This is a genomic window from Ascidiaceihabitans sp., from assembly GCF_039986515.1.
Lineage (GTDB): Bacteria > Pseudomonadota > Alphaproteobacteria > Rhodobacterales > Rhodobacteraceae > Ascidiaceihabitans.
The window spans coordinates 167,968-189,906 of the sequence record NZ_JBDWQO010000015.1 but is presented as its reverse complement, the minus strand read 5'-3'; the positions used below and the strand labels follow the sequence as shown (position 1 = coordinate 189,906).

The following is a 21,939-nucleotide window of genomic DNA, read 5'->3' as shown; positions in this document are numbered from 1 at the left end:
ATGGCAAACTTACAAAGCAACTTTTTAGGTATTTCATCCCCCAATCCGTTCTGGTTGGCCTCTGCTCCGCCCACGGATAAAGAATACAATGTCCGCCGCGCCTTTGAAGCAGGCTGGGGCGGCGTGGTCTGGAAAACTTTGGGCTCAGAAGGCCCGCCTGTCGTTAACGTCAACGGGCCACGATATGGCGCGATTTATGGCGCGGATCGTCGGTTGTTGGGTCTGAACAACATCGAACTGATCACCGACCGCGACCTTTTCACCAACCTTGATGAAATCAAGCGCGTCAAAGCGGATTACCCGGACCGTGCGATCATCGTGTCGATCATGGTTCCTTGCGAGGAAGAGGCGTGGAAAGCGATCCTGCCTTTGGTCGAGGACACAGGCGCAGACGGGATCGAGCTGAACTTTGGCTGTCCACACGGAATGTCGGAGCGCGGCATGGGCGCGGCTGTGGGGCAGGTGCCCGAGTACATCGAAATGGTGACGCGCTGGTGCAAGCAGTATTATTCCAAGCCTGTCATCGTGAAGTTGACGCCGAACATCACAGATGTGCGCAAACCTGCGGCGGCCGCGCATCGGGGTGGGGCAGATGCGGTATCGTTGATTAACACGATCAATTCGATCACCTCTGTAAATCTGGACACAATGGCCCCCGAGCCAAGCATTGATGGCAAAGGTACGCATGGCGGGTATTGTGGTCCTGCGGTGAAACCGATTGCGATGTCGATGGTTAGCGAAATTGCGCGCAATCCCGAAACCCAAGGCTTGCCTATTTCCGGCATCGGCGGCGTGACCACATGGCGGGATGCCGCTGAGTTCATGGCGCTGGGCTGCGGCAACGTGCAGGTCTGCACGGCGGCGATGACGTACGGGTTCAAGATTGTGCAGGAAATGATCAGTGGCCTGTCGCAATGGATGGACGAAAAAGGCCATGCGTCTTTGGACGATTTTGTTGGCATGGCTGTGCCCAATACGACCGATTGGCAATACCTGAACCTCAACTACGTGGCGAAGGCTGTGATCAGCCAAGATGATTGCATTAAATGTGGGCGTTGTTACGCGGCCTGCGAAGATACTTCGCACCAGGCGATCAGCATGTCAGAAGATCGGGTGTTCGAAGTCATTGACGCAGAGTGCGTGGCGTGCAACCTTTGCGTGAATGTTTGCCCGGTTGAAGGATGCATCACGATGGAGGCCATGGCCCCCGGTGCCACCGACCCACGGACAGACAAAGTGGTTGAGCCGGACTACGCAAACTGGACAACGCACCCGAACAATCCGGGAGCAGTTGCGGCTGAGTAATCTCCCGTCCGCGCGGGGTAAGTCATGTCACCCCGCACGGATACCTTTCAGAAAGGGCGTTGCTCTGGGACTGTTGTGAAAGGTCTTAGACTGGCATCTCTTCTGGTTCGGCGCTTGTTGCGGGTGGGCTAACGTCATTGCCTTCCGCGACAGGCGCTATTTTTTCAGCTTCTGCTGACAGGCTTGTCATACCCTCAAGAATAGACTGCAATTTGTAGGCCGCGTGTGCATCTTGTGCCGCTTCGCGGGCCGCAGCTTCGACCTCAACAGACGCAGTGCCGACATCCTTTGCGGTGGAATAGCTTTGTGCGGAGGCACTGGCCGCACCGTTTGATCCGGTGTTTGCCCCATCATCTGCCTTCAGGGGGCGTTCACAAGTATGAACAAATCCTAAATGTGCGGAGTAAGATTGGGTGAATGGTTAAGTCAGGTTAACAAACTGATTTATGGTTCAAGCAGCTTTGTGAACATGGTTTGCAGATACTGCGTCGCCCTGCCGCGATCTTCGCCATCGGGCAACAAAACGTCAATTTGCGCTTCAAAATCTGCATAGTGCTGGGTGCTGGACCAAATTGAAAAAATCAGGTGCCGCACATCCACTTTCGCCAGTCGCCCTTCGGCCATCCAGCCTTCGATCACGGCACATTTTTCATCAAAAAGTGGCTTTAGGCTGGCGTGCAAATGGGGTTTCATCCGCGGGGCGCCTTGTAGAATCTCGTTCGCAAACAAGCGGCTTTCGCGGGGCAGGTCGCGCGCCATGTCCAGTTTCCGCTGCACGTAATCAAGCAGTTCTTGCAGTGGCTCGCCATTTGCATCCATTTCGATCAAAGGGTCTAGCCATGTTTCCATCAACTGGTTCAGCAAGGTGACGTGAATTTCTTCCTTGCCGGCGAAGTAATACAGAATGTTAGGTTTGCTAAGCCCGGCTTCACGCGCGATTTGATCCAATGTCGCCCCGCGGTAGCCATGCTGCGAAAAAACTTCAAGCGCCGCTTCGATAATCCGGCTTCGATTGCGCAATTGAATCCGGCTTGGCTTTTTCGGGGCGCTTTCCTTCATACGGCTGTCCTTGGTGCTTGAATTTACAGTATATGTTGCCTGTCTTAGTTGAATTTGGCAAACCAGTTCTTGACAGCTTCGATCCTAATCGCAATCGTGTATTTACCAAATGGTAAAAAACAAGCCAGCACAGAGTCCAGTACGGAGGTCGTTATGCCAGCGCCGGGAGAAAATCTAAGAATCAATGCCGATCGGCTGTGGGACAGCCTGATGGAAATGGCCAAAATTGGACCGGGGGTTGCGGGTGGAAACAACCGTCAGACCCTGACGGACGAAGACGGCGAAGGTCGCGCATTGTTTCAGTCGTGGTGCGAGGCGGCAGGGTGTTCTATGGGGTTGGACCAGATGGGCAACATGTTTGCCCGTCGTGAAGGCACTGATCCTGATGCATTGCCAGTTTATGTGGGTTCGCATTTGGACACACAACCCACAGGCGGCAAGTATGATGGGGTTTTAGGCGTCCTTGCAGGGCTTGAAGTGATCCGCACCTTGAATGATTTGGATGTGCAGACAAAGCACCCCATTGTAGTCACCAATTTCACCAATGAAGAAGGCACGCGTTACGCGCCCGCCATGCTTTCGTCTGGCGTTTTTGCGGGTATTCACACGCAGGATTGGGCGTATGATCGTGTTGACGCGGAAGGTAAAAAGTTCGGAGATGAGTTGTCACGTATCGGCTGGCGCGGCGAAGAAGAGGTTGGCGCCCGCAAGATGCACGCTTTCTTTGAGTTGCACATCGAACAGGGCCCAATTCTGGAAGCCGAAGGGCGCGACATCGGCGTTGTGACCCATGGGCAAGGCCTGTCATGGACGCAAATCACCGTGACGGGCAAGGATTCCCACACAGGTTCCACCCCGATGCCGATGCGAAAAAATGCCGGGCTTGGTATGGCGCGTATTCTGGAAAAGGTAGACGAGATTGCGTGGTCCCATGCGCCCCATGCGGTGGGGGCGGCAGGGCATATCGATGTCTATCCGAACTCGCGCAATGTCATTCCGGGACAGGTTGTGTTTACGGTGGATTTCCGGTCGCCCGAACTGTCGGTGATCGAGGATATGGAAGCCCGTTTGCGTATCGAGGCGCAGGCAATCGCCGATGACATGGGCCTTGAGATCGCGTTTGAAAAGGTTGGCGGGTTTGATCCTGTGGCTTTTGATGAAGGCTGTGTTGGGGCCGTGCGGTCTGCGGCGGAGCGCCTTGGCTATACCCACATGGATTTGATTTCGGGGGCGGGCCATGATGCGTGCTGGATCAACCGCGTCGCCCCTACGGCGATGGTGATGTGTCCGTGTGTAGATGGGTTATCTCACAACGAGGCTGAAGAGATTTCCCGTGACTGGGCGATGGCTGGCACGGATGTGTTGATGCATGCGGTTGTGGAGACAGCGGAGATAGTTGGGTGAAATTGCTGGACCCTGATCTAAGCGTTGCGGAACGGGTTTCAGGTCTCGTGCAGGCGGAAATCGACACTGCACGCATCGAAACGGATCGCGACCTGCGACATCTGGATGCATTTCGTGCGGCGTTGGTGAGCCCCTTTGAAACCACTGTGAAGTTCAGTGGTGGTGTGACGCAAACCTGTTGGACTGTGACGCGGACCGATGGCACGTATCGCGTGGTTTATATGCCGGTTGCGGGGTATTTTTCGCTGTGTGTGGAAAGCGATTTTGGTCCTTTGGACATTGGGGTGCATGGGCCGGCAATGGGCTGTTATGGATCAGTCTGAGGTGGGGCTTTGCCCCGAAGTTTTTGTTCTGTTGGGGCTCTGCCCCAAACCCCGAGGTTTTTCGGGCGAGATGAAATTGGATCGAAGGGAAGTCTGAGATGAGCAAGGTAATCAAAGGTGGTTTGGTCTGTACAGCGGATCGCACGTACAAGGCGGATGTTTTGATTGAGGGTGAGGTCATCAAGCAAATCGGGGAAGATTTGGTTGGAGATGAATATATTGATGCTGAGGGTGCCTATGTCATTCCAGGCGGTATTGATCCTCATACACATCTTGAGATGCCATTTATGGGGACAACTGCCGCTGAAACCTTTGAAACGGGCACTTGGGCGGCGGCTGTTGGTGGCACAACAATGGTTGTGGATTTCTGTTTGCCCGGCGCCGATGGTGATTTGAAGAACGCCATCAACGAGTGGCACCGCAAGTCCGCCCCGCAGATTTGTTCCGATGTGGGCTATCACATGGCCATTACTGGTTGGAACGAGGATGTGTTCAACGGCATGAAAGATGCGGTCGAGATGGGTGTGAATTCGTTCAAGCACTTCATGGCCTACAAGGGCGCGTTGATGATCGAGGACGACGAGATGTTTGCGTCCTTCAAGCGCTGCGCCGAGTTGGGTGCCTTGCCGATGGTCCATGCCGAGAACGGCGATCTGGTGGCCGAGTTGCAGGAGAAGTATTTTAACGAAGGCATCACTGGCCCTGAGGGTCACGCCTATTCCCGCCCCCCTGAGTTGGAAGGTGAGGCCGCTAACCGCGCGATTACGATTGCGGACACTGCGGGCGTGCCTTTGTACATTGTGCATGTGTCCTGCGAGCAGACCCATGAGGCCATTCGCCGTGCCCGTCAGAAAGGGATGCGTGTTTATGGGGAGCCTTTGATCCAGTTTTTGACCTTGGATGAAAGCGAGTATTTCAACAAGGATTGGGACCATGCCGCGCGCCGTGTGATGTCGCCGCCCTTCCGGTCTAAGGATCATCAGGATTCACTGTGGGCGGGCTTGCAGGCGGGGTCTTTGCAGGTTGTGGCCACGGATCATGCGGCGTTTAACACGGCGCAAAAGCGTGCAGGACGTGATGATTTTCGCATCATTCCCAATGGGTCCAATGGACTTGAGGAACGCTTGGCCGTGCTATGGACCGAAGGGGTCGAGACGGGCCGTTTGACGCCGAATGAGTTTGTCGCGGCGACCTCGACCAATGCAGCGAAGATTTTGAATATCTACCCCAAGAAGGGTGCGATTGTGGAAGGGGCGGATGCGGATATCGTGGTGTGGGATCCGAAGATCACCAAGACGATTTCGCCTGCGAACCATCATTCGATCCTTGATTATAACGTGTTTGAGGGGTTCGAGGTCACGGCGCAATCACGGTTTACCCTGTCACGCGGTGAGGTGATTTGGGCATGGGGACAGAATTCTCAGCCATCGCCCGGTCGGGGCAAGTTCGTGCCGCGTCCGGCGTTTCCGTCTGGAAATGTGGCGCTGTCTAAGTGGAAAGAGTTGACGAAACCGAAGATGATCAAGCGTGATCCATTGAATATTCCGGCGGGCATATGACCCCGCAGGAAATGCTCATCTTTGGACTGCCAACAGTTGGCCTGGCTTCGTTTGCTTGGGTTTTCCCGCTTGCTGTTTCGGGTGTCGGACTCAGTTTTACAATCGCTGTGGCGATGATGGGCGTCATGGTTCTGAGCGTATCTGCAGGTCGGTTCTGGCCATACCCAGAATCTGATTGTGGGTTTTGCGATGCTCTAAGCGAGCTGATGGCTGTTTCTTTGATGATCACAGCGTTAGGTCTTAGCGCGACCACCATTTGGAATTTAAGGAAACTGAGTTGACCGAAAACACCAAACAGGCCGTGATTTCCGCTCGGAACCTCGACCTCACCTTCCAAACAAATGATGGCCCCGTGCACGCTTTGAAAGGTGTTTCACTGGATATCGAAAAGGGCGATTTCGTGTCCTTCATCGGCCCTTCCGGCTGCGGCAAAACCACGTTTTTGCGTTGTATGGCGGATTTGGAGCAGCCTACGGGGGGCGCGATCACCGTCAACGGTGTGTCTGCCGCCGAAGCTCGGCAGGCGCGGGCTTATGGCTATGTGTTTCAGGCGGCAGGGCTTTATCCTTGGCGCACGATTGGCGGCAACATTCGTCTGCCTTTGGAGATCATGGGATACTCGAAGACGGACCAAAAGGAACGCGTTGAGCGCGTGTTAGAGCTTGTCGAACTGGCGGGCTTTGAACGTAAGTTCCCTTGGCAGCTGTCGGGGGGCATGCAGCAGCGTGCCTCCATTGCGCGGGCGTTGGCCTTTGACGCGGATATTTTGCTGATGGATGAGCCGTTTGGGGCGCTGGACGAGATTGTGCGTGACCATCTGAACGAGCAGCTTCTAAAACTGTGGGCGCGGACGGAAAAGACCATTGGTTTTGTGACGCACTCGATCCCTGAAGCGGTGTATCTGAGCACCAAGATTGTGGTGATGTCGCCGCGCCCCGGGCGGATTACAGACGTTATTGAAAGCCCTTTGCCCAAAAACCGGCCTTTGGATATCCGGGACAGTCCCGAGTTTTTGGAAATCGCGCACCGCGTGCGTGAAGGTTTGCGGGCAGGGCATGCTGATGATTGACGCTGCCCCCCGTTTGGCGACCAAGGCTGATGCACCGGCCTGTGCGCAGATTGTGCGCGATTGGCTGGATGCGACGCCGTGGATGACGGGCGGCCCAAGCCTTGAGGAATTGACAGAAATGTTGACTCAAAGCATTGGCATGCGCGAATTTTGGGTGATTGGTGAACCGGTCACGGGATACTTGGCTCTCGAGCGGGAGATATCCCAAATCAACGGCCTGTATACCGCGCACCCCGGCTCTGGTGATGGCAAAGCACTGTTGGATGCGGTGAAGCAGGACCGCGACTTTGTGCAGCTTTGGACGCATGCCCCCAATGAGGCTGCGCAGCGATTTTACGCCCGTGAAGGGTTTGTCGAAGTCGAACGTAAAGAAGAGGGGCGCGGTGACGGGGTTCCTGAATTGCGGATGGAGTGGCGGGCATGAGGTCTGTATTGCCTGTCTTGAGCGTGGTTGCCGCGATCCTTGGGTTCTGGTTGCTGTGTGTTGTGCCGATGAACATGCATCTGGTGGCCGATCAGGCGCAGCGCGATGGCCTTGTTGTGACACCTGATACGCCCGTCGCGCGTCAGGATTTAGGCGGTGTCGCGCTGGCGTTGAAGAACACGCATCTGATCCCGCTGACCTATGAGTTCAAACGCCCCCGCTTGCCCAGCCCTCAGCAGGTTGGCCGCGAGATGTATGCGACGATCATCGACAAGAAGATCACCTCGAAACGGTCATTGGTCTACCATGGCTGGGTCACGTTGGCGCCGACGCTATTGGGCTTTTTGATCGGCACCAGTCTGGGCATATTGTTGGCGGTTGGTATCGTTTACAGCCGCGTGATGGATCGGTCCGTGATGCCGTGGGCGATCGTCAGCCAAACTATTCCGATCCTCGCACTTGCCCCGATGATCATTGTCGTTTTGGGGTCGATGGGTATCCAAGGCCTATTCCCTAAGTCAATTATCGCGGCCTATCTTTCGTTTTTCCCCGTGGTTGTCGGCATGGTCAAAGGGCTGCGCAGTCCGGATGGCATGCAACTGGATTTGTTGCGCACATATAACGCGTCAAAGGCGCAAGGCTTCTGGTCGCTGCGGTTGCCTGCGTCTGCCCCTTACCTTTTTGCGTCTCTCAAGATCGGGATTTCCGCATCGTTGGTGGGCACCATCGTCGCAGAATTGCCAACCGGTGCGCGCGCGGGGTTCGGGGCACGGATGCTGGTGGGTGATCAATATGGGCAACCTTTGGTGTCTTGGGCCGCACTTTTTGCAGCGGCATTGACGGCAGCGGCTTTGGTCGGGATCTTCAGCTTGATTGAGCGTGTGACCTTGAAGCGTATGGGGATGGCTGCGGCATGATTTGGGTATTGGTGGCCATAGTGATCTGGGCCTTGGGCTGGTGGATCAACATTCGTCTCAGCAACAGCGCACGGTCCGATGAGACTTTGATGCGCGTGGCAATTCCAGTGATTTTTGGACTTACGGTTGTAATTGTATGGGAGATGCTGGTGCATGGGTTTGATGTGAATCCCGTCATCCTGCCCGCACCGTCGTCGATCATTGAACGCCTTGGCGCCGAAGGCCCCCGTTTATGGGCGGACTTTAAGCAGACCATTTTGAAGGGTGCTGTGTCAGGCTACGTCATTGGCGGTGGGGCTGCGCTGGCGGTGGCTGTTCTGGCGGACCGTTCTGATTTTCTGACGCGGGGCATTTTGCCTGTTGGCAGCTTTATGGCAGCCTTGCCCATTGTCGGCACCGCGCCAATATTTGTGAAATGGCTGGGCAGTGATTGGGAATCCAAGGCGGCGGTTGTTGCTGTAATGGTGTTCTTTCCGATCCTTGTGAACACGGTGGCCGGACTGCGTGATACATCGTCGATGCAGCGTGATCTGATGCGGACCTACGGGGCAGGATATTGGCCTACTTTGTTCAAGCTGCGCTTGCCTGCCGCGATGCCTTTCATGTTCAATGGCTTGAAAATTGCGACGACATTGGCTTTGATTGGCGCGATTGTTGCTGAATTTTTCGGCTCTCCGACGGTTGGCATGGGGTTTCGTATCTCGACCAGCTTCGGGCAGCTTGCATTGGATATGGTCTGGGCCGAGATTGTGGTCGCGGCCATCGCAGGCAGTGCGTTTTACGGGGCCATGACACTGATCGAAAAACGGGTGACCTTTTGGCACCCGTCACAAAGATAACAAACGCACCCGCAGAAGCGGGGCACATATAACAACCAACGACTTGGAGGTCACAACGATGAAACACTTTATGATGGCAGCTGCCCTTGCAACGGGTATGGGCGGGACAACCGCCTTTGCGGACGGACACGCAAACACGGTTACTTTGCAGTTGCAGTGGGTCACGCAAGCGCAGTTTGCGGGCTACTATGTGGCCGCAGACAAAGGGTTTTACGAAGAAGAAGGTCTGGACGTCACGATCCTTGCCGGCGGTCCGGACATCGCGCCCCCACAGGTGCTTGCAGGCGGTGGTGCCGATGCCATGCTGAACTGGATGCCCTCGGCTTTGGCAGCACGTGAAAAGGGGCTGCCTGTTGTAAACATCGCGCAACCCTTCAAATCATCCGGTCTGATGCTGACCTGCTGGAAAGACACCGGGATCAGCTCTGTCGAAGACTTCAAAGGCAAGACTATTGGCGTGTGGTTCTTCGGCAATGAATACCCCTTCCTGTCATGGATGTCGCAAGCGGGCATTTCCACAGAGGGCGGTGATGATGGCGTCACGGTTCTGAAGCAGGGCTTTAACGTAGACCCGCTGTTGCAGCGCGAGGCCGATTGCATTTCAACCATGACCTACAACGAATACGGTCAGGTTTTGGATGCAGGGGTTAATCCGGATGAATTGGTGACGTTCAAGTACGAAGACCAGGGCGTCGCAACACTGGAAGACGGTATTTATGTGCTGGAAGACAATCTGAAAGACGCTGTGTTCGAAGACAAAATGGTCCGCTTTGTGCGTGCGTCGATGAAGGGCTGGAAATACGCTGAAGCCAACGCAGCAGAGGCCGCTGGCATCGTTCTGGACAACGATGAAACAGGTGCGCAAACCGAAACGGCACAGGTGCGTATGATGGGCGAGATTGCCAAGCTAACGGCAGGGACTGATGGCACGCTGGTTGAAGCGGACTTTGACCGCACAGTTGCGTCTTTGCTGGCGGGTGGTTCTGATCCGGTCATTACCAAAAAGCCTGAAGGTGCTTGGACGCATCAAATCACAGACAAAGCGCTGAAATAAGCAGCGTCTTGCGCGGATGATCAGGGGCTGGCCGAAAGGTCGGCCCTTTTTTCGTTGTAGGACTGGACTTCTGGCCGTGCGGCTCCATTTACCTTTATGAACTTTAGGAGCGAAAAGATGTCGAATATGGAAAACCTAGACAACAAACTGTCCGAGGCCGAACGCCAAAGCGTTGTTTATGAAACTGCCATGGCGTCTATCGCGGCTAAAAACCGTGCAGCACCCGCCGGCGGACATGCGATTATGGCAGCTGCCATGGGCTACGGTGAAAGCGCATCGGACGGTCTCGTCATGTCGAAGATGGTACATGGGGCGAAGCTGTTTTGCATTCTGTTCGCGATGCTCGCCCCAAGCTTGTTGATTTGGCAAGTTATGCTGTAACGCACCCTTTACAAAACGGTGACGACCGTCCCTTTGGGCACACGGTTGTACAGATCCGTCACATGTTCATTTGTAAGTCGAATACACCCGTTTGAGATAGACGATCCAATGGTCTGTGGCTGGGTTGTGCCGTGGATGCGGAAATACGTATCCACACCGTTTTGGAACAGGTACAGCGCCCGCGCACCCAACGGATTATCCGGACCGCCCGGCATGATGTATTTGTTTCCTTTGAAGCGCGAATAGGTCTTCGGGCTACGTTCGATCATGTCCTCGGTGGGCCGCCATGTGGGCCATTCTTTCTTAACGTCGATGGTGGCTTGCCCGGTGAATTCTAGCCCCGCACGCCCGACACCCACACCGTAGCGGATCGCTTTGCGTTCTTCCGTCACCCAATACAAATAATAGCTGCGTGGCAGCACAAGGATTTGCCCCGGCGCAAAGTCCTTCTTGATGCGCACCTCTTGCGGGGTGGGATCAAATACGGTGGTTTGGGCTTCCAACGTGAAAGGGGTGAGGGCTGCGGCGGTGGAAAGGGCAAGGAATTGACGACGGTCCATGGGTGGCTACTCCGGGTTACGATACATGTGGCGGAATCATGCCAGAGTTATAGTTAAAATCAATGGGGCCATAGGGTCGCCCTCCCAAATGAGATCACGGCATGTTCATCAACACGCCGACGTTTGTGTATATCGGCGCGATACCCAGCCTTCTACCTTTTCGCCACGATACATAAAGCGCACATTCAACCAACCGGTTGTTTGACCATGCACCCAGAGCTTTTGACCTGTGTAACGCTGTGAAATTTCGGTGTTTTCACGATTTGGCCCATCACGAACCGCAAGATTATTTGCACCCTGTGGGTTCAGCCCCTGCACAATCGCACAATTGATCAAGCCATCTTTGAGCCAGGTTGAGTCATCCGGTGTGGGTTTTTCAAAAATCCACGAAAGGATGATAAGTAGAAAACCCAATGTCGCGATAAAGGCGATCAAGATGTAGAAGGGATGCGCGCCTTTGAGCAAAGGCAAAGAAATTCCCGACACCAAAAATGCTAGACCGATAATTTTGAACAAAGGGGGGACGTCATCAAGTAATGAAACTAAGGGGGCAAGCCATTCCACAGAATAATACCTCAAATTTACAAAATAGAATCTAATGGTACCATAATAGCGGGATTCATAAAATGACCCTTCGCGACGAACGCGTATGTCTTGTGAGAGGTTAAATTTGCCAGGCAGGGCACACCAAAGTACACCCTGCCTCGCGCCCGATGAATTTACTTCGTAAAGTTCATCGTGAGAACTTCTTATGCTTCAACCGCTTGGGTTCCATCGCGTCGGCCCCTAAGCGGCGTTTTTTGTCTTCTTCGTAGTCCTCGAAGTTGCCCTCGAACCATTCGACGTGGGAATCCCCTTCAAACGCCAGCATGTGTGTGCAGATGCGGTCGAGGAAGAAGCGGTCGTGGGAGATGACGACGGCGCAGCCTGCGAAATCGACCAAAGCGTCTTCCAAAGCCCGCAGGGTTTCGACGTCCAAATCGTTTGTCGGTTCATCGAGCAGCAACACGTTGCCGCCATCTTTCAGCAAACGCGCCATGTGCACGCGGTTGCGCTCACCACCCGAAAGCAGGCCAACTTTTTTCTGTTGGTCGGCCCCTTTGAAGTTGAAGGATGAACAATAGGCCCGTGAATTGACCTCTGCGTCACCAAGCGCGATCAATTCGGCCCCGCCGGAAATCGCCTGCCAGACGTTGTCGTCGGGGTTCAGGTCGTCGCGGGACTGGTCGACATAGGACAGCTCAACCGTGTTGCCGATCTCGACCGTGCCTTCGTCGGGCTGTTCGTGGCCTGTCAGCATCTTGAACAGCGTGGATTTGCCGGCACCGTTTGGTCCGATCACACCGACGATGCCGCCGGGGGGGATGGACAGGGACAGACCGTCAATCAACAGCTTGTCGCCCATGGCTTTTTTCAGGTTTGTGACCTCGATCACCTTGTTGCCAAGACGTTGGCCATTGGGGATGACGATCTGGGCATAGGTGAGCTTTTCGCGCTCTGATTTGTCGGCCAGTTCGTTGTAGGCGCTGATCCGCGCCTTGGACTTCGCCTGACGCGCTTTGGCCCCCTGACGCATCCAGTCGAGTTCGCGTTGCAGGGTTTTCTGGCGGGATTTGTCTTCGCGGGCTTCTTGCAAAAGACGTTTGGCTTTTTGATCGACCCATGAGGAATAGTTGCCTTCCCACGGGATGCCGCGCCCACGTTCCAGTTCCAAAATCCATGTTGTGATGGAATCAAGGAAGTAACGGTCGTGGGTGACGATCAGGATCGTGCCTTTGTAGTCGATCAGGTGCTGTTGCAGCCACGCGATGGTTTCCGCATCAAGGTGGTTCGTCGGTTCGTCAAGCAACAGCATGTCGGGTGCAGACAACAGCAGCTGGCACAGGGCGACGCGGCGGGCTTCACCCCCCGACAGGGTCGTGACGTCGGCGTCGTCGGCAGGGCAGCGCAGGGCCTCCATCGACACGTCGATTTGTGAATCGAGGTCCCACAGGTTTTCCGCGTCGATCTTGTCTTGCAGTTGGCCCATTTCCTCGGCGGTCTCATCCGAATAGTTCATCGCCAGTTCGTTATAGCGGTCGAGAACGGCCTTCTTTTCGGCCACACCCAGCATCACGTTCTCACGAACATTAAGCGCCGGATCAAGCTGGGGTTCCTGCGGCAGGTAGCCCACTTTGGCCCCTTCGGCGTGCCATGCTTCGCCGGTGAAATCCTTATCCAGCCCCGCCATGATCTTCATCAGCGTGGACTTACCAGAGCCGTTCACGCCCACAACGCCGATTTTCACGCCGGGCAGGAAGTTCAGGTGGATGTTTTCAAAGCATTTTTTGCCGCCGGGGTAGGCCTTGGATACACCGGACATGTGATAGACGTATTGGTAGGCTGCCATTGAGACGACTCCGATTGGGGAATTTGGTTTGGGGTGTCATATCGTGACAGCCTATCGGCGGCAACTGGGATCATTTGGCGAGGAGTTTGAAAGCGAAAAATAGTGCGCCGACAGTGAGAACCGCTTTCTTTTGATCGCTAAATGCTATCCCGTGAACAACTTCGTTTTTGAAGTGCTCGCAGTTTGCATCGATCAAGTTGTATGTCCGGCCCAGTCTAGATTTCGCGCGCATTACGATTTGCGGTGGTGAATATCTGGACGGTGAGGTGTGAACCTGAATAGCTTTACCGATTTTGAATTTCTCAAGTGAAATTTTGCAAACTTTGCCGCAACTGGGGGAGGCATGGATAACTTGATTGTTGCCAATGTAAATCCCGTAGTGTCGGATGACAATTGCTTTTGACACGGATATTATATCCCCGAGTTTGAGTGAGTGTTCCAATAAATATGCTCCTATGTTGATTGCATAAAACAAATATACCCGAAAATCGGGTATAGTCAATAAGGGATTTTGCTATGTCTGAGAGTCGGATCACGCATGTAGATGCAATATTTGGCCAACTTGTTGCAAAAAAAAGAAAATTTTTGGGAATAGAGCAGCTACAATTGGCTGACAGACTTGATATGACCCAATCCGCGTTGTCTCGTCTGGAACGAGGTGAGAGTTCTGCCACGCTGGCAACTCAACTAAAACTGGCGGAGTGTTTTAACACATCGCTGGTAAATTTCATGTATGAGTTTGAGCAGAGCATTCAGACTGTGAGCAGAGAGAAGATTGATATCGTACCAAAGAAAGACGCTGGTGATGGAAAAATGCTAGCATTTGTTGGAGGTGCTGCCCTTGCGGCTCTTTTGTTGTCGGGCAGATCCTGAATTTGAGGCCCCCCTACACCCGCCCCGGCCAAACCATCGGCCTTTTGGGCGGTTCTTTTGACCCCGCGCACGCAGGCCATGCGCATATCACGCGCGAGGCGTTAAAGCGCTTTGGGTTGGATGGCGTGTGGTGGATGGTGTCGCCCGGAAATCCGTTGAAAATGCAGGGGCCTGCCCCCTTGAAGCAACGTATGGAGCGGTCACGCGAAATAATGCAGCACCCGCGCGTTGCGATTACGGATATCGAGGCGCATCTGGGCACGCGTTACACTGCCGAAACGCTACAAGCTTTGCAAATGCAGTGCCGTGGTGTGCGCTTTGTGTGGTTGATGGGCGCGGACAATCTGGCGCAGATGCATTTGTGGAAGGATTGGCGTTGGATCATGGACAACGTGCCTGTTGGCGTCTTGGCCCGTCCCGGTGACCGGATCTCGGCGCGGATGAGCAGAGCTGCCAAGGTCTATGCACCGTACCGGATTGCGGGGCGCATGTCCCATGTTCTGGCGCAGGCGCAATCGCCCGCGTGGTGCTTTGTGAATATTCCAATGGTGGCGCATTCTTCGACGGCCATTCGGAAAAGTGGTAAATGGTCAGGCTTTTAAACGCGCTGATGTAATGCCCGCGGACATAACGATCAGCAACCCGACCCATGTCCACATTTGGGGCCATGTGTCGAATACAAACCACCCGAACAGAACGGCTGCGAACAGCTGGAAATAGACCAACGGTGCCAGTCGTGTGGCGGGGGCCGCACTGTAGGCATATAGCAAAAGCAGGTTGCCCAACATGGAGCCAAGCCCTGACAAGAAGGTGACAGTTGTGACGTAGGGCGTGAACTGCGGCAAAGTGGCCAGGCCGAAAGGCGTCAGGATCAAGCCTGCGATAAACAGCTGTGTAAAAGACAATGCGATGGGGCTTCCAAGGTGGGCAAGCCAACGCGAAGACGTCAGAAACGCACCATAACACGTGCCAGCCGCAACAGCCCAAAACAGCGCAGGCGATGTGTCAGACCCCGGTTGAACCACAACCAGAACCCCGATAAATCCGATGAAAATCAGTGCTGTACGTTGCCATGTGATGGGTTCGCGCAAAAAGATTGCCGCCATGCCGTAGCTGATCAACGGGCCGATGAAAAAGGCGGCGAAGACGTCTGCAATGGGTGCGCGGCTTAAAGCGATCTGGATGCAGCTAATGCCGCACGCAATCAGTATGCCCCGCAACCATATCCGCCAGTCGCGCAGCAATCTCCAAGCGCTGCGGGGCGTAAAGGGTAAAATCAGAACCACCCCCACGATAAAGCGCGACCAAGCCACAAAGGCGGGGGTGGCCAACCCTGACTGGGTTAGCAATTTACCTGCAGTGTCCCCGGCAGGGATCAACGACATGGCGACAAACATGATCAGGACAGCGCGTTGCATAAAGGCGCAGTATCACGGGGCACGGGCCGCGGAAAGGATGCAAAAGTGATCGCTTGTTGCCTTGTTACTGTCACACCGCTTTGGTTAACTGCGCCCTATGACACATGGTATTTCTAAACGGTATTTTCTGGCAGGCGGTATTTCGGCGCTGGCTGCGGGTGTGGCTTTTGCGGATGCGCCGGGAAAATCACTGCGACCTCGTGCGCGGGGCGGTGATTTTCACAAACGTGCTGTGCGGGGTCCAAAGGATCTGATCCGCGACGCCAAGCTGAATGGACATGTGGCCTACGCTGTGGCGGACGCCAAAACGGGCGCGCGGCTAGAAGCGAACACCCCCACTGCCCAAGTCGCGCCTGCGTCCGTGACCAAAGCAGTTACGGCGTTATATGCGTTGGACCGGTTGGGGGCAGGGCATCGCTTTCAAACCCGTTTGATGGCGACAGGATCTGTATCAAATGGTGTGGTGTCCGGTGATCTGGTTCTTGTGGGCGGTGGCGACCCGACACTTGATACCAATGATTTGGCCGATATGGCCCGCCAATTGAAAGCGGCAGGCATACGCGAAGTCCGTGGGGCGTTCAAAGTCTATGAGGGCGCGTTGCCTTTTGTGAAGACCATCGACACGGACCAACCGGACCATGTGGGTTATAGTCCGGCGGTGTCCGGGATTGCGTTGAATTTCAATCGGGTACATTTCGAATGGCGGCGGGCATCAGGAAAATATTCCGTGACTATGGATGCACGCTCTGATCGCTATCGCCCTGATGTGACGATGGCGCGGATGCGCATCACGGAACGATCTATTCCGGTGTATTCTTACGCCGATCAAAAGGGTGTGGATACTTGGTCCGTTGCCCGTTCGGCTTTGGGTGGCGGCGGGTCGCGCTGGTTGCCCGTTCGCAAGCCAGGCGCTTACGCTGCCGATGTTTTTCGTACGATGGCAAGGGCGCAGGGCATACGCCTGAAACCAGCACAGGGTATGAAGCGTGCACCGCAGGGTACTGTTCTGGTCACACATCAAAGTGAGGTTTTGCGCGAAATCCTGCGTGATATGTTGCGATTCTCGAACAATCTGATTGCCGAAATGGTCGGCATGGCGGCCACGGCACGAGGTGGGCGAAACCCATCCGGTTTGCGGGCTTCGGCATCAGCCATGAACGCTTGGGCCAAGTCCAAACTGGGTGTGTCAGGCATGAAATTGCAGGACCATTCGGGCCTTGGCGCAGGCAACCGGATGACGGCAGATGCAATGGTTGATACTTTGGTAAAGGTCTATGCGTCCAACACCTTGCGTCCCTTGCTAAAGCCTGTGGCGATGCGCGATGCCAAGGGCAAGGTGCTGAAAAATCACCCGATTGCAGTGAATGCCAAAACAGGGACGTTGAATTTTGTTTCTGGTTTGGGTGGGTACATGGAGGCCAAGGATGGATCTGTTCTGGCTTTCGCGATTTTCTCTGGCGACGAGGCCGTGCGCAAACGTATCAAAAAGGCGAACCGAGAGGCGCCGCAGGGCGCACGTGGGTACAATAAACGGGCGAAGCGATTACAGCAGCAATTGATTGAGCGCTGGGGCACGTTATACGGATCGTAACGGTACACCTACCTTAGGTAGTTGTATGTGTGTTTTCGCCCTTTTTTGCAGTGTTTCTGCAGGCTTATCCTTGCCAAAGCCGAATAGGATCATCACCCTGATGCGGACGATGATCCTAGGAGGCGATCCTGATGCTTGGGCTTGAGCCTTTTGAAAAAATGATCAGCGAGATCAGCGCACGTTTTCAGAACACCGCAAGCGGCGAAAGCAATTTACAAACGGCCCACACCATCGTTCGGGACATCGGCGGGCTGGCCGTGAATGTTGGTGGCACCACACCGTCCGGAGATGCGGCTGCATGGGGTATGTCTTCGATGTCAGAGGCTTGGCTGGCACGGTATGAAAGTGAGAAATACCACCTTATTGATCCATTTATTGCGGCTCTCGTGGCGGGACATGCACAGGTTGCGGTTGATTGTGGCACTTTGGCCAAGATCGACCCGGCCTATCATTTGAACCATGATCTTAAAGCCCATGGGTATGGGTCATTGTACGGCAGCAGCGCCGGTGGTTTGGGGTCTGGATATCGTACTTTGGTGGTTTTCTGCTCTGGTGAAACTTTGGCAGAGGTTGATGCGCGTTTAGGGTTTGACCGATTGAAAATCATCCACGCCATCATTGCCGCAAACATCCCGAACCCGTCTTTGTCTGGTCCAGAAGATAAAGACATTTTACGGCGTTTCATTGTGCGCGAAAGATCTTTGTCGCCAAGAGAACACGATGTTTTAAGCTTTTTGGCATGTGGACTGCGCAACGACCAGATCGCGTTCAAGACGAAAATCGCCGAAGTGACGGTGCGCAAGCATTTGTTGTCTATTCGTCAAAAGCTTGGCGCCAGCACGCGTGAACAAGCCATTGCGATTGCTGTGCGCGATGGTTGGATCACCCTTTAAGGGGCTGATGTAGGGGCGCGATGCAGGGCAAATATCGGAAACGATAACTTGTTCTGCGTGCGTTTTTCACCAAGGATATCTTTGGGTTTTATCGAACCTCCGCCCGTTAAGGTCGGTCATTATGACCTGTAAGTTTCTGAAATTAAGAAGTGAAAAGAATATATGTTTAAAGCAATTCCAGTTATGAGTATCGCGGCGGCCATGGCGGTTGTTGCATCCTTTGCACAAGCGGATCCGAAGCCGCAAAATGCAAAGCATGCAGACAATCAGGCCGTCGCAAATTTCTATGGTGGCTCAGCCCGCGAATGGAGTTCTTGCAACGGTGGCGGTGTCTACTTCGGCGCAGGCTGGGAAGCGATTGCGTTTTGCGGCAAAAATCCAAAATCAGTTGGTATCGGTAAATGGTCGGTGAAAAAGGGTGTGATCTGTCACGAGCTTGTTTGGTATTGGAAAGACAACGACGAAATTAAATCCAAGAAAAACGACGCTGATTGTATTGCACATATTGTCGATGCCGAAGGCACCATGTGGCGCCGTTGGAATGACGATGCAGACTGGTGGCGTGTTCAGGACATCAAGTCGGACAAGAACGCGTCTAAGCGCTTCAAGCATCAATCAAAATTTAATCGCGCGAAAAAGAAAATCGGTCTTTAGAGGCTGTATTTTCTAAACTGAAAAGGAAAACCACATGCGTACATCCATTATAGCTTTTTCGATCTTTGCCCTTGTGGGAACCAGCGGGGTCCCCGCGCTGGCGGACAATTTTAAACGGATCAAAACATCCGAAGAATTTAGCGCACTGGTTGTTGGCAAAAAGATCACTTGGCCCAGTGGCACCGCATTTATTCGTCCCAACGGGAAAACCGACGGACGATTAAAGAAACAAGGAAAATATGTTGGCAATTGGACCTTCACCAAAGGGTTTTATTGCCGCAATTTGGTGATCAAAAAAGAAGCAACCGGAACCAATTGTCAGATTGTCGAAATTGATGGCAACAAGCTGCGCTTCACACGTGATCAGGGCAAAGGCGCCACGAACATTGTCACTCTGAAATAGGCCGCATTTAGGTTTCGTCAGCAGCCAATATGCTGTTATCGCAGACCCTTGTGCGTTTTGAGGTGCACAATTCAATCTGGCGGCCCGCAAGCATGCGGGCTGCCAATTGTTTGTTGCTATCTTGGTTCAGGACCCTAAGCGGCCCGTTCATTGCGCACCCGCGCGACCTCAACACAATTGGCCACAGCTTCTGCTGTTGCCGCCGACAGTGTCCATCCCAGATGCCCGTGCCCTGTGTTGTAAAACACGCCCGGTTTCTTACCGGGCCCGACCTTTGGCAGCATTGAAGGCATCATAGGGCGCAAACCCGCCCATGGGACGCAGTGTTCGGTGGACACGTCCGGGAAGAAATCTTCTACCCATTTGGTCAACGGTTTCACGCGGTTGTCGCGGATGTCCAGGTTGTAGCCGTTGAACTCTGCTGTTCCTGCGACACGGAAACGGTTCTTGCCCAGACGTGACGTGACCACTTTCGCTTCGTCATCCAGTAACGACACCCAAGGGGCGGCATTCTGGCTGGCCTCATCGTCCAAATTCACGGTGATGGAATATCCTTTGACGGGGTAGATGTTCACACGGTCGCCAAGGTTTGCAGCAATATCGCGGGACCCGACGCCTGCGCAGACGACGATGCCGTCAAAGTGTTGTGTGTCGCCTGCGTTTTCACTCTGCCAAGATACATCGACGCCTTGGCCAGTGTGTTTGATATCGTTTACGGCAGCGCGGTAGCAAAAGGTAACGCCATTGGCTTCGCAAGCTTTGGACAATTGGCGGGCATACAGGTGAATGTCGCCAGTGAAATCACTTTCGGTATAGAAGCCGCCGATGACGTCCGTACGCAGGGCAGGTTCAATGCTTTGCACTTCGCTGGTTGAGACTTCGTGACGCTCAAGGCCGGCTTTTTGCAGCAAGGCGTTGACGTGGCGGGCATGATCCAGTTCGGATTGCTTTTTGTAGACGTGCAAGATGCCGCGCTTTTCCATGTCGAATTTGAAACCTGCCTCGTCTGCGAAACCCAACAAGTGTTTGCGGGCTTCAATTGCCATTCTGGCCGTGGCGATGGTGTTCTTTTCATAGTCGGGAATGTTGCCCATGAATTCGGCCATCCACGACAGTTTGTGCCAGCTTGGCTTTGGGTTCACCAGCAAAGGTGCATCTGAGCGCAGCATCCACTTCAACCCCTTGAAGATCGTGCCCCAACGGGTCCAGACCTCTGCGTTGGATGCAGACAACTGTCCGCCATTGGCAAAAGACGTTTCCATCGCAGCGTAGCGGTTGCGGTCGAATACGGTGACCTGAAAGCCGCGCCGCGACAGGGCATAAGCGGTGGTGATGCCAGTGATCCCGGCGCCGATGATTGCGATATGTGCCATGTGTTTGGCCTTTTTGGTCATGCGCAGATTGTAGGACACAGCCCAGCGGATTTGCTGGTGCGGCGTCCCCATCTGTCACGAGACCTGAGAGCTTCACCCTTCTTGCGAACGGCTTCCTCCTTCGGTGGGCCTGCGGCGCTTGGCGCAAGCCACTCTCCAGATCGTTGATATCGTTTGCGCATTTGCGCAGCGGGCGGCCCACACGGTTCCTGGTGCCTGAGAGTTTCCGGGGCGTTGCTCCTTCGGCGGCAGGGTGTCCTGCGCTCTCCCATGGGGTCTTATCAACTTGGGTTTCGTATAGGAAACTTGAGGGTGTTTTGTAAAGGGATTTGTTATGAAAGGTGATATGCGTAGGTCTGCTGTGCGGACAAAACCGCCGTTCACCCACCAAGCAAAGACAACACCGCCGCTAAGGCAAGTGCATATCCACCAAAATGGCGACCGCGTGTGAGCAAAATATTCCCCAATGCCCCGACGGCATATACAAAAGCCACCATCACCGCGACTGCAAGGCGCATTGCTGGATCGAGGGTAAAAGGAGCCAGAACCAACGCAGCACCACCTGCGAACCAATAAATGGCCGTCATTTGAAAAACGGCATAATTCAATCTCAGCATTGCTGGGGATGGCCCAGTGAGGGGCTGCAATACTTTTTTGTGCCCAATAAATCCGTGTCCAACAGCGACAAGCATTCCGCACGCGCCACCCATAATCAATAAAGCGTTGTTCATGTTCCACTCCATACATATGTGTATGGGCGTAAACTTACTGCTGGAATGAGTCAAGACAGTTATGTATGGTGCCGCCATGTCCGACCATCTAACAAAAGAGAAATGGGTCCAGCACGGTCTGAGAACCCTTGAAAAAGAGGGCTTTGGCGCGCTCAAGGCGGAACCCTTGGCAAAGACGTTAAAGGTGTCCCGTGGGAGCTTCTATTGGCACTTCAAAGATATTGGCATGTTTCAACGTGCTGTTCTCGATCTCTGGCGACAACGTGCAACCCTACAGGTGATCGAAGAAATCGACGAGCTATCCAATGGCTCAGACCGATTGAGTGCTCTGATGCGAAAAGCGTTCAATTCAGATAGGGATTTAGAGCGGGCTGTTAGGGCATGGGCAATTCCAAATCCAGAGGCCGCAAGTGTTGTCGCTTTGGTAGACAATGAACGGATAAACTACATCAGCGACTTGTTGGTGGCTCGCGATACTGCCGATAAATCGGCTCGAAGCAAAGCAACCTTTCTTTACTGGGCCTATCTGGGTCAAATGATGATGGCTAATGGCAGTGATATGCAGTTCGCGGACGTTGAATTTGAGAAAATAATAGCCCTTTTCCACTCATAGGCAGCAGGATTCTCTTAGAATGAGCGCATTCTAAGTGGCGCTTCGGGCTCGAAGTGGACATTAGGCTCAGCGGTGCTGTCTAATGACAACCCGATGCCTTTTTTGCT

26 protein-coding genes and 2 riboswitches are annotated in these 21,939 nt (G+C 54.1%); of the genes, 18 read left to right on the top strand and 8 right to left on the bottom strand.

From position 1 onward, the window contains the following. Nucleotides 1–1,305 carry an NAD-dependent dihydropyrimidine dehydrogenase subunit PreA gene (preA, locus tag ABJL60_RS15525; protein ID WP_348288052.1) on the top strand — a complete coding sequence of 435 codons (1,305 nt, stop codon included), beginning with the start codon at nucleotides 1–3 and terminating at the stop codon, nucleotides 1,303–1,305. A 444-nt stretch (nucleotides 1,306–1,749) separates the two neighbouring features. Here the strand turns inward: preA and ABJL60_RS15520 are convergent, their stop codons facing one another. After that, on the bottom strand, nucleotides 1,750–2,364 hold the full coding sequence (locus tag ABJL60_RS15520) for a TetR family transcriptional regulator C-terminal domain-containing protein (protein WP_348374531.1): 615 nt from the start codon (nucleotides 2,362–2,364) through the stop codon (nucleotides 1,750–1,752). A gap of 153 nt (nucleotides 2,365–2,517) precedes the next feature. Between ABJL60_RS15520 and ABJL60_RS15515 the strand changes: the two genes are divergently transcribed. From ABJL60_RS15515 to ABJL60_RS15470, 10 genes are all read left to right on the top strand, one after another. Beyond that, on the top strand, nucleotides 2,518–3,768 hold the full coding sequence (locus ABJL60_RS15515) for a Zn-dependent hydrolase (protein ID WP_348374530.1): 1,251 nt from the start codon (nucleotides 2,518–2,520) through the stop codon (nucleotides 3,766–3,768). Further along, nucleotides 3,765–4,091, top strand: a complete 327-nt coding sequence (locus ABJL60_RS15510) for a hypothetical protein (protein ID WP_348374529.1) — start codon at nucleotides 3,765–3,767, stop codon at nucleotides 4,089–4,091. The genes ABJL60_RS15515 and ABJL60_RS15510 overlap by 4 nt, the downstream gene beginning before the upstream one ends. Before the next feature lie 98 nt (nucleotides 4,092–4,189). Continuing rightward, a complete protein-coding gene (gene hydA / locus ABJL60_RS15505) occupies nucleotides 4,190–5,650 on the top strand; it encodes a dihydropyrimidinase (RefSeq protein WP_348290188.1) in 1,461 nt (486 codons plus the stop codon). Further along, a complete protein-coding gene (locus ABJL60_RS15500) occupies nucleotides 5,647–5,931 on the top strand; it encodes a hypothetical protein (protein ID WP_348374528.1) in 285 nt (94 codons plus the stop codon). The genes hydA and ABJL60_RS15500 overlap by 4 nt, the downstream gene beginning before the upstream one ends. Beyond that, nucleotides 5,928–6,719, top strand: coding sequence for an ABC transporter ATP-binding protein (locus tag ABJL60_RS15495; protein ID WP_348374527.1), 792 nt, complete (start codon nucleotides 5,928–5,930; stop codon nucleotides 6,717–6,719). Before ABJL60_RS15500 ends, ABJL60_RS15495 begins: the two co-directional genes overlap by 4 nt. Beyond that, nucleotides 6,712–7,143: a GNAT family N-acetyltransferase gene (locus tag ABJL60_RS15490; protein ID WP_348374526.1), complete on the top strand. Its 432-nt coding sequence runs from the start codon at nucleotides 6,712–6,714 to the stop codon at nucleotides 7,141–7,143. The genes ABJL60_RS15495 and ABJL60_RS15490 overlap by 8 nt, the downstream gene beginning before the upstream one ends. Further along, entirely contained in the window at nucleotides 7,140–8,060 is a 921-nt protein-coding gene (locus ABJL60_RS15485; RefSeq protein WP_348374525.1) for an ABC transporter permease subunit, read from the top strand. Before ABJL60_RS15490 ends, ABJL60_RS15485 begins: the two co-directional genes overlap by 4 nt. Next, nucleotides 8,057–8,899 (top strand): ABC transporter permease, encoded by an 843-nt coding sequence (locus tag ABJL60_RS15480; protein WP_348290178.1) that lies wholly within the window; start codon nucleotides 8,057–8,059, stop codon nucleotides 8,897–8,899. The genes ABJL60_RS15485 and ABJL60_RS15480 overlap by 4 nt, the downstream gene beginning before the upstream one ends. 58 nt (nucleotides 8,900–8,957) lie before the next feature. Further along, complete coding sequence (locus tag ABJL60_RS15475) at nucleotides 8,958–9,953, top strand: ABC transporter substrate-binding protein (RefSeq protein WP_348290176.1); 996 nt, start codon at nucleotides 8,958–8,960, stop codon at nucleotides 9,951–9,953. A 117-nt stretch (nucleotides 9,954–10,070) separates the two neighbouring features. Continuing rightward, on the top strand, nucleotides 10,071–10,334 hold the full coding sequence (locus ABJL60_RS15470; protein WP_348374524.1) for a hypothetical protein: 264 nt from the start codon (nucleotides 10,071–10,073) through the stop codon (nucleotides 10,332–10,334). A gap of 8 nt (nucleotides 10,335–10,342) precedes the next feature. Here ABJL60_RS15470 and ABJL60_RS15465 read toward each other — a convergent pair whose 3' ends face one another. From ABJL60_RS15465 to ABJL60_RS15450, 4 genes are all read right to left on the bottom strand, one after another. Next, nucleotides 10,343–10,894: a L,D-transpeptidase gene (locus tag ABJL60_RS15465; protein WP_108829654.1), complete on the bottom strand. Its 552-nt coding sequence runs from the start codon at nucleotides 10,892–10,894 to the stop codon at nucleotides 10,343–10,345. 108 nt (nucleotides 10,895–11,002) lie between these two features. Further along, on the bottom strand, nucleotides 11,003–11,458 hold the full coding sequence (locus ABJL60_RS15460; protein ID WP_348374523.1) for an SH3 domain-containing protein: 456 nt from the start codon (nucleotides 11,456–11,458) through the stop codon (nucleotides 11,003–11,005). A 169-nt stretch (nucleotides 11,459–11,627) separates the two neighbouring features. Beyond that, on the bottom strand, nucleotides 11,628–13,283 hold the full coding sequence (gene ettA, locus ABJL60_RS15455; protein ID WP_108829651.1) for an energy-dependent translational throttle protein EttA: 1,656 nt from the start codon (nucleotides 13,281–13,283) through the stop codon (nucleotides 11,628–11,630). A 70-nt stretch (nucleotides 13,284–13,353) separates the two neighbouring features. Continuing rightward, on the bottom strand, nucleotides 13,354–13,725 hold the full coding sequence (locus ABJL60_RS15450; RefSeq protein ID WP_348374522.1) for a lecithin retinol acyltransferase family protein: 372 nt from the start codon (nucleotides 13,723–13,725) through the stop codon (nucleotides 13,354–13,356). A gap of 74 nt (nucleotides 13,726–13,799) precedes the next feature. Between ABJL60_RS15450 and ABJL60_RS15445 the strand changes: the two genes are divergently transcribed. Beyond that, entirely contained in the window at nucleotides 13,800–14,156 is a 357-nt protein-coding gene (locus tag ABJL60_RS15445; protein ID WP_348374521.1) for a helix-turn-helix transcriptional regulator, read from the top strand. Next, nucleotides 14,153–14,758, top strand: coding sequence for a nicotinate-nucleotide adenylyltransferase (locus tag ABJL60_RS15440; protein ID WP_348374645.1), 606 nt, complete (start codon nucleotides 14,153–14,155; stop codon nucleotides 14,756–14,758). Before ABJL60_RS15445 ends, ABJL60_RS15440 begins: the two co-directional genes overlap by 4 nt. On the opposite strand, the gene ABJL60_RS15435 is transcribed toward ABJL60_RS15440, so the two are convergent. After that, complete coding sequence (locus ABJL60_RS15435; RefSeq protein WP_348374520.1) at nucleotides 14,747–15,574, bottom strand: DMT family transporter; 828 nt, start codon at nucleotides 15,572–15,574, stop codon at nucleotides 14,747–14,749. The two genes, ABJL60_RS15440 and ABJL60_RS15435, sit on opposite strands and share 12 nt — an antisense overlap. Before the next feature lie 97 nt (nucleotides 15,575–15,671). Between ABJL60_RS15435 and dacB the strand changes: the two genes are divergently transcribed. The 4 genes from dacB to ABJL60_RS15415 all read left to right on the top strand — a co-directional run bounded on the left by dacB (nucleotide 15,672) and on the right by ABJL60_RS15415 (nucleotide 19,115). Beyond that, entirely contained in the window at nucleotides 15,672–17,165 is a 1,494-nt protein-coding gene (gene dacB, locus ABJL60_RS15430; protein ID WP_348290164.1) for a D-alanyl-D-alanine carboxypeptidase/D-alanyl-D-alanine-endopeptidase, read from the top strand. Between the two features lie 131 nt (nucleotides 17,166–17,296). Further along, nucleotides 17,297–18,058 (top strand): helix-turn-helix transcriptional regulator, encoded by a 762-nt coding sequence (locus tag ABJL60_RS15425; RefSeq protein WP_348290162.1) that lies wholly within the window; start codon nucleotides 17,297–17,299, stop codon nucleotides 18,056–18,058. Between the two features lie 183 nt (nucleotides 18,059–18,241). Then, complete coding sequence (locus tag ABJL60_RS15420; protein ID WP_348374519.1) at nucleotides 18,242–18,712, top strand: DUF995 domain-containing protein; 471 nt, start codon at nucleotides 18,242–18,244, stop codon at nucleotides 18,710–18,712. A gap of 34 nt (nucleotides 18,713–18,746) precedes the next feature. Further along, nucleotides 18,747–19,115, top strand: coding sequence for a hypothetical protein (locus ABJL60_RS15415; protein WP_348290158.1), 369 nt, complete (start codon nucleotides 18,747–18,749; stop codon nucleotides 19,113–19,115). Nucleotides 19,116–19,249: 134 nt separating this feature from the next. Here the strand turns inward: ABJL60_RS15415 and ABJL60_RS15410 are convergent, their stop codons facing one another. Both ABJL60_RS15410 and ABJL60_RS15405 read right to left on the bottom strand, forming a co-directional pair. After that, the gene (locus ABJL60_RS15410; RefSeq protein ID WP_348374518.1) at nucleotides 19,250–20,488 is read right to left on the bottom strand and encodes a D-amino acid dehydrogenase; all 1,239 of its coding nucleotides are present in this window, start codon (nucleotides 20,486–20,488) and stop codon (nucleotides 19,250–19,252) included. Between the two features lie 62 nt (nucleotides 20,489–20,550). Beyond that, nucleotides 20,551–20,658, bottom strand: a riboswitch (glycine riboswitch). A 23-nt stretch (nucleotides 20,659–20,681) separates the two neighbouring features. Then, nucleotides 20,682–20,769: riboswitch (glycine riboswitch) on the bottom strand. 99 nt (nucleotides 20,770–20,868) lie between these two features. Further along, nucleotides 20,869–21,219, bottom strand: coding sequence for a hypothetical protein (locus ABJL60_RS15405; protein ID WP_348290154.1), 351 nt, complete (start codon nucleotides 21,217–21,219; stop codon nucleotides 20,869–20,871). 76 nt (nucleotides 21,220–21,295) lie between these two features. Here ABJL60_RS15405 and ABJL60_RS15400 point away from each other — a divergent pair, with 76 nt between their 5' ends. Next, nucleotides 21,296–21,832: a TetR/AcrR family transcriptional regulator gene (locus tag ABJL60_RS15400; RefSeq protein ID WP_348290153.1), complete on the top strand. Its 537-nt coding sequence runs from the start codon at nucleotides 21,296–21,298 to the stop codon at nucleotides 21,830–21,832. Nucleotides 21,833–21,939: the final 107 nt, after the last annotated feature.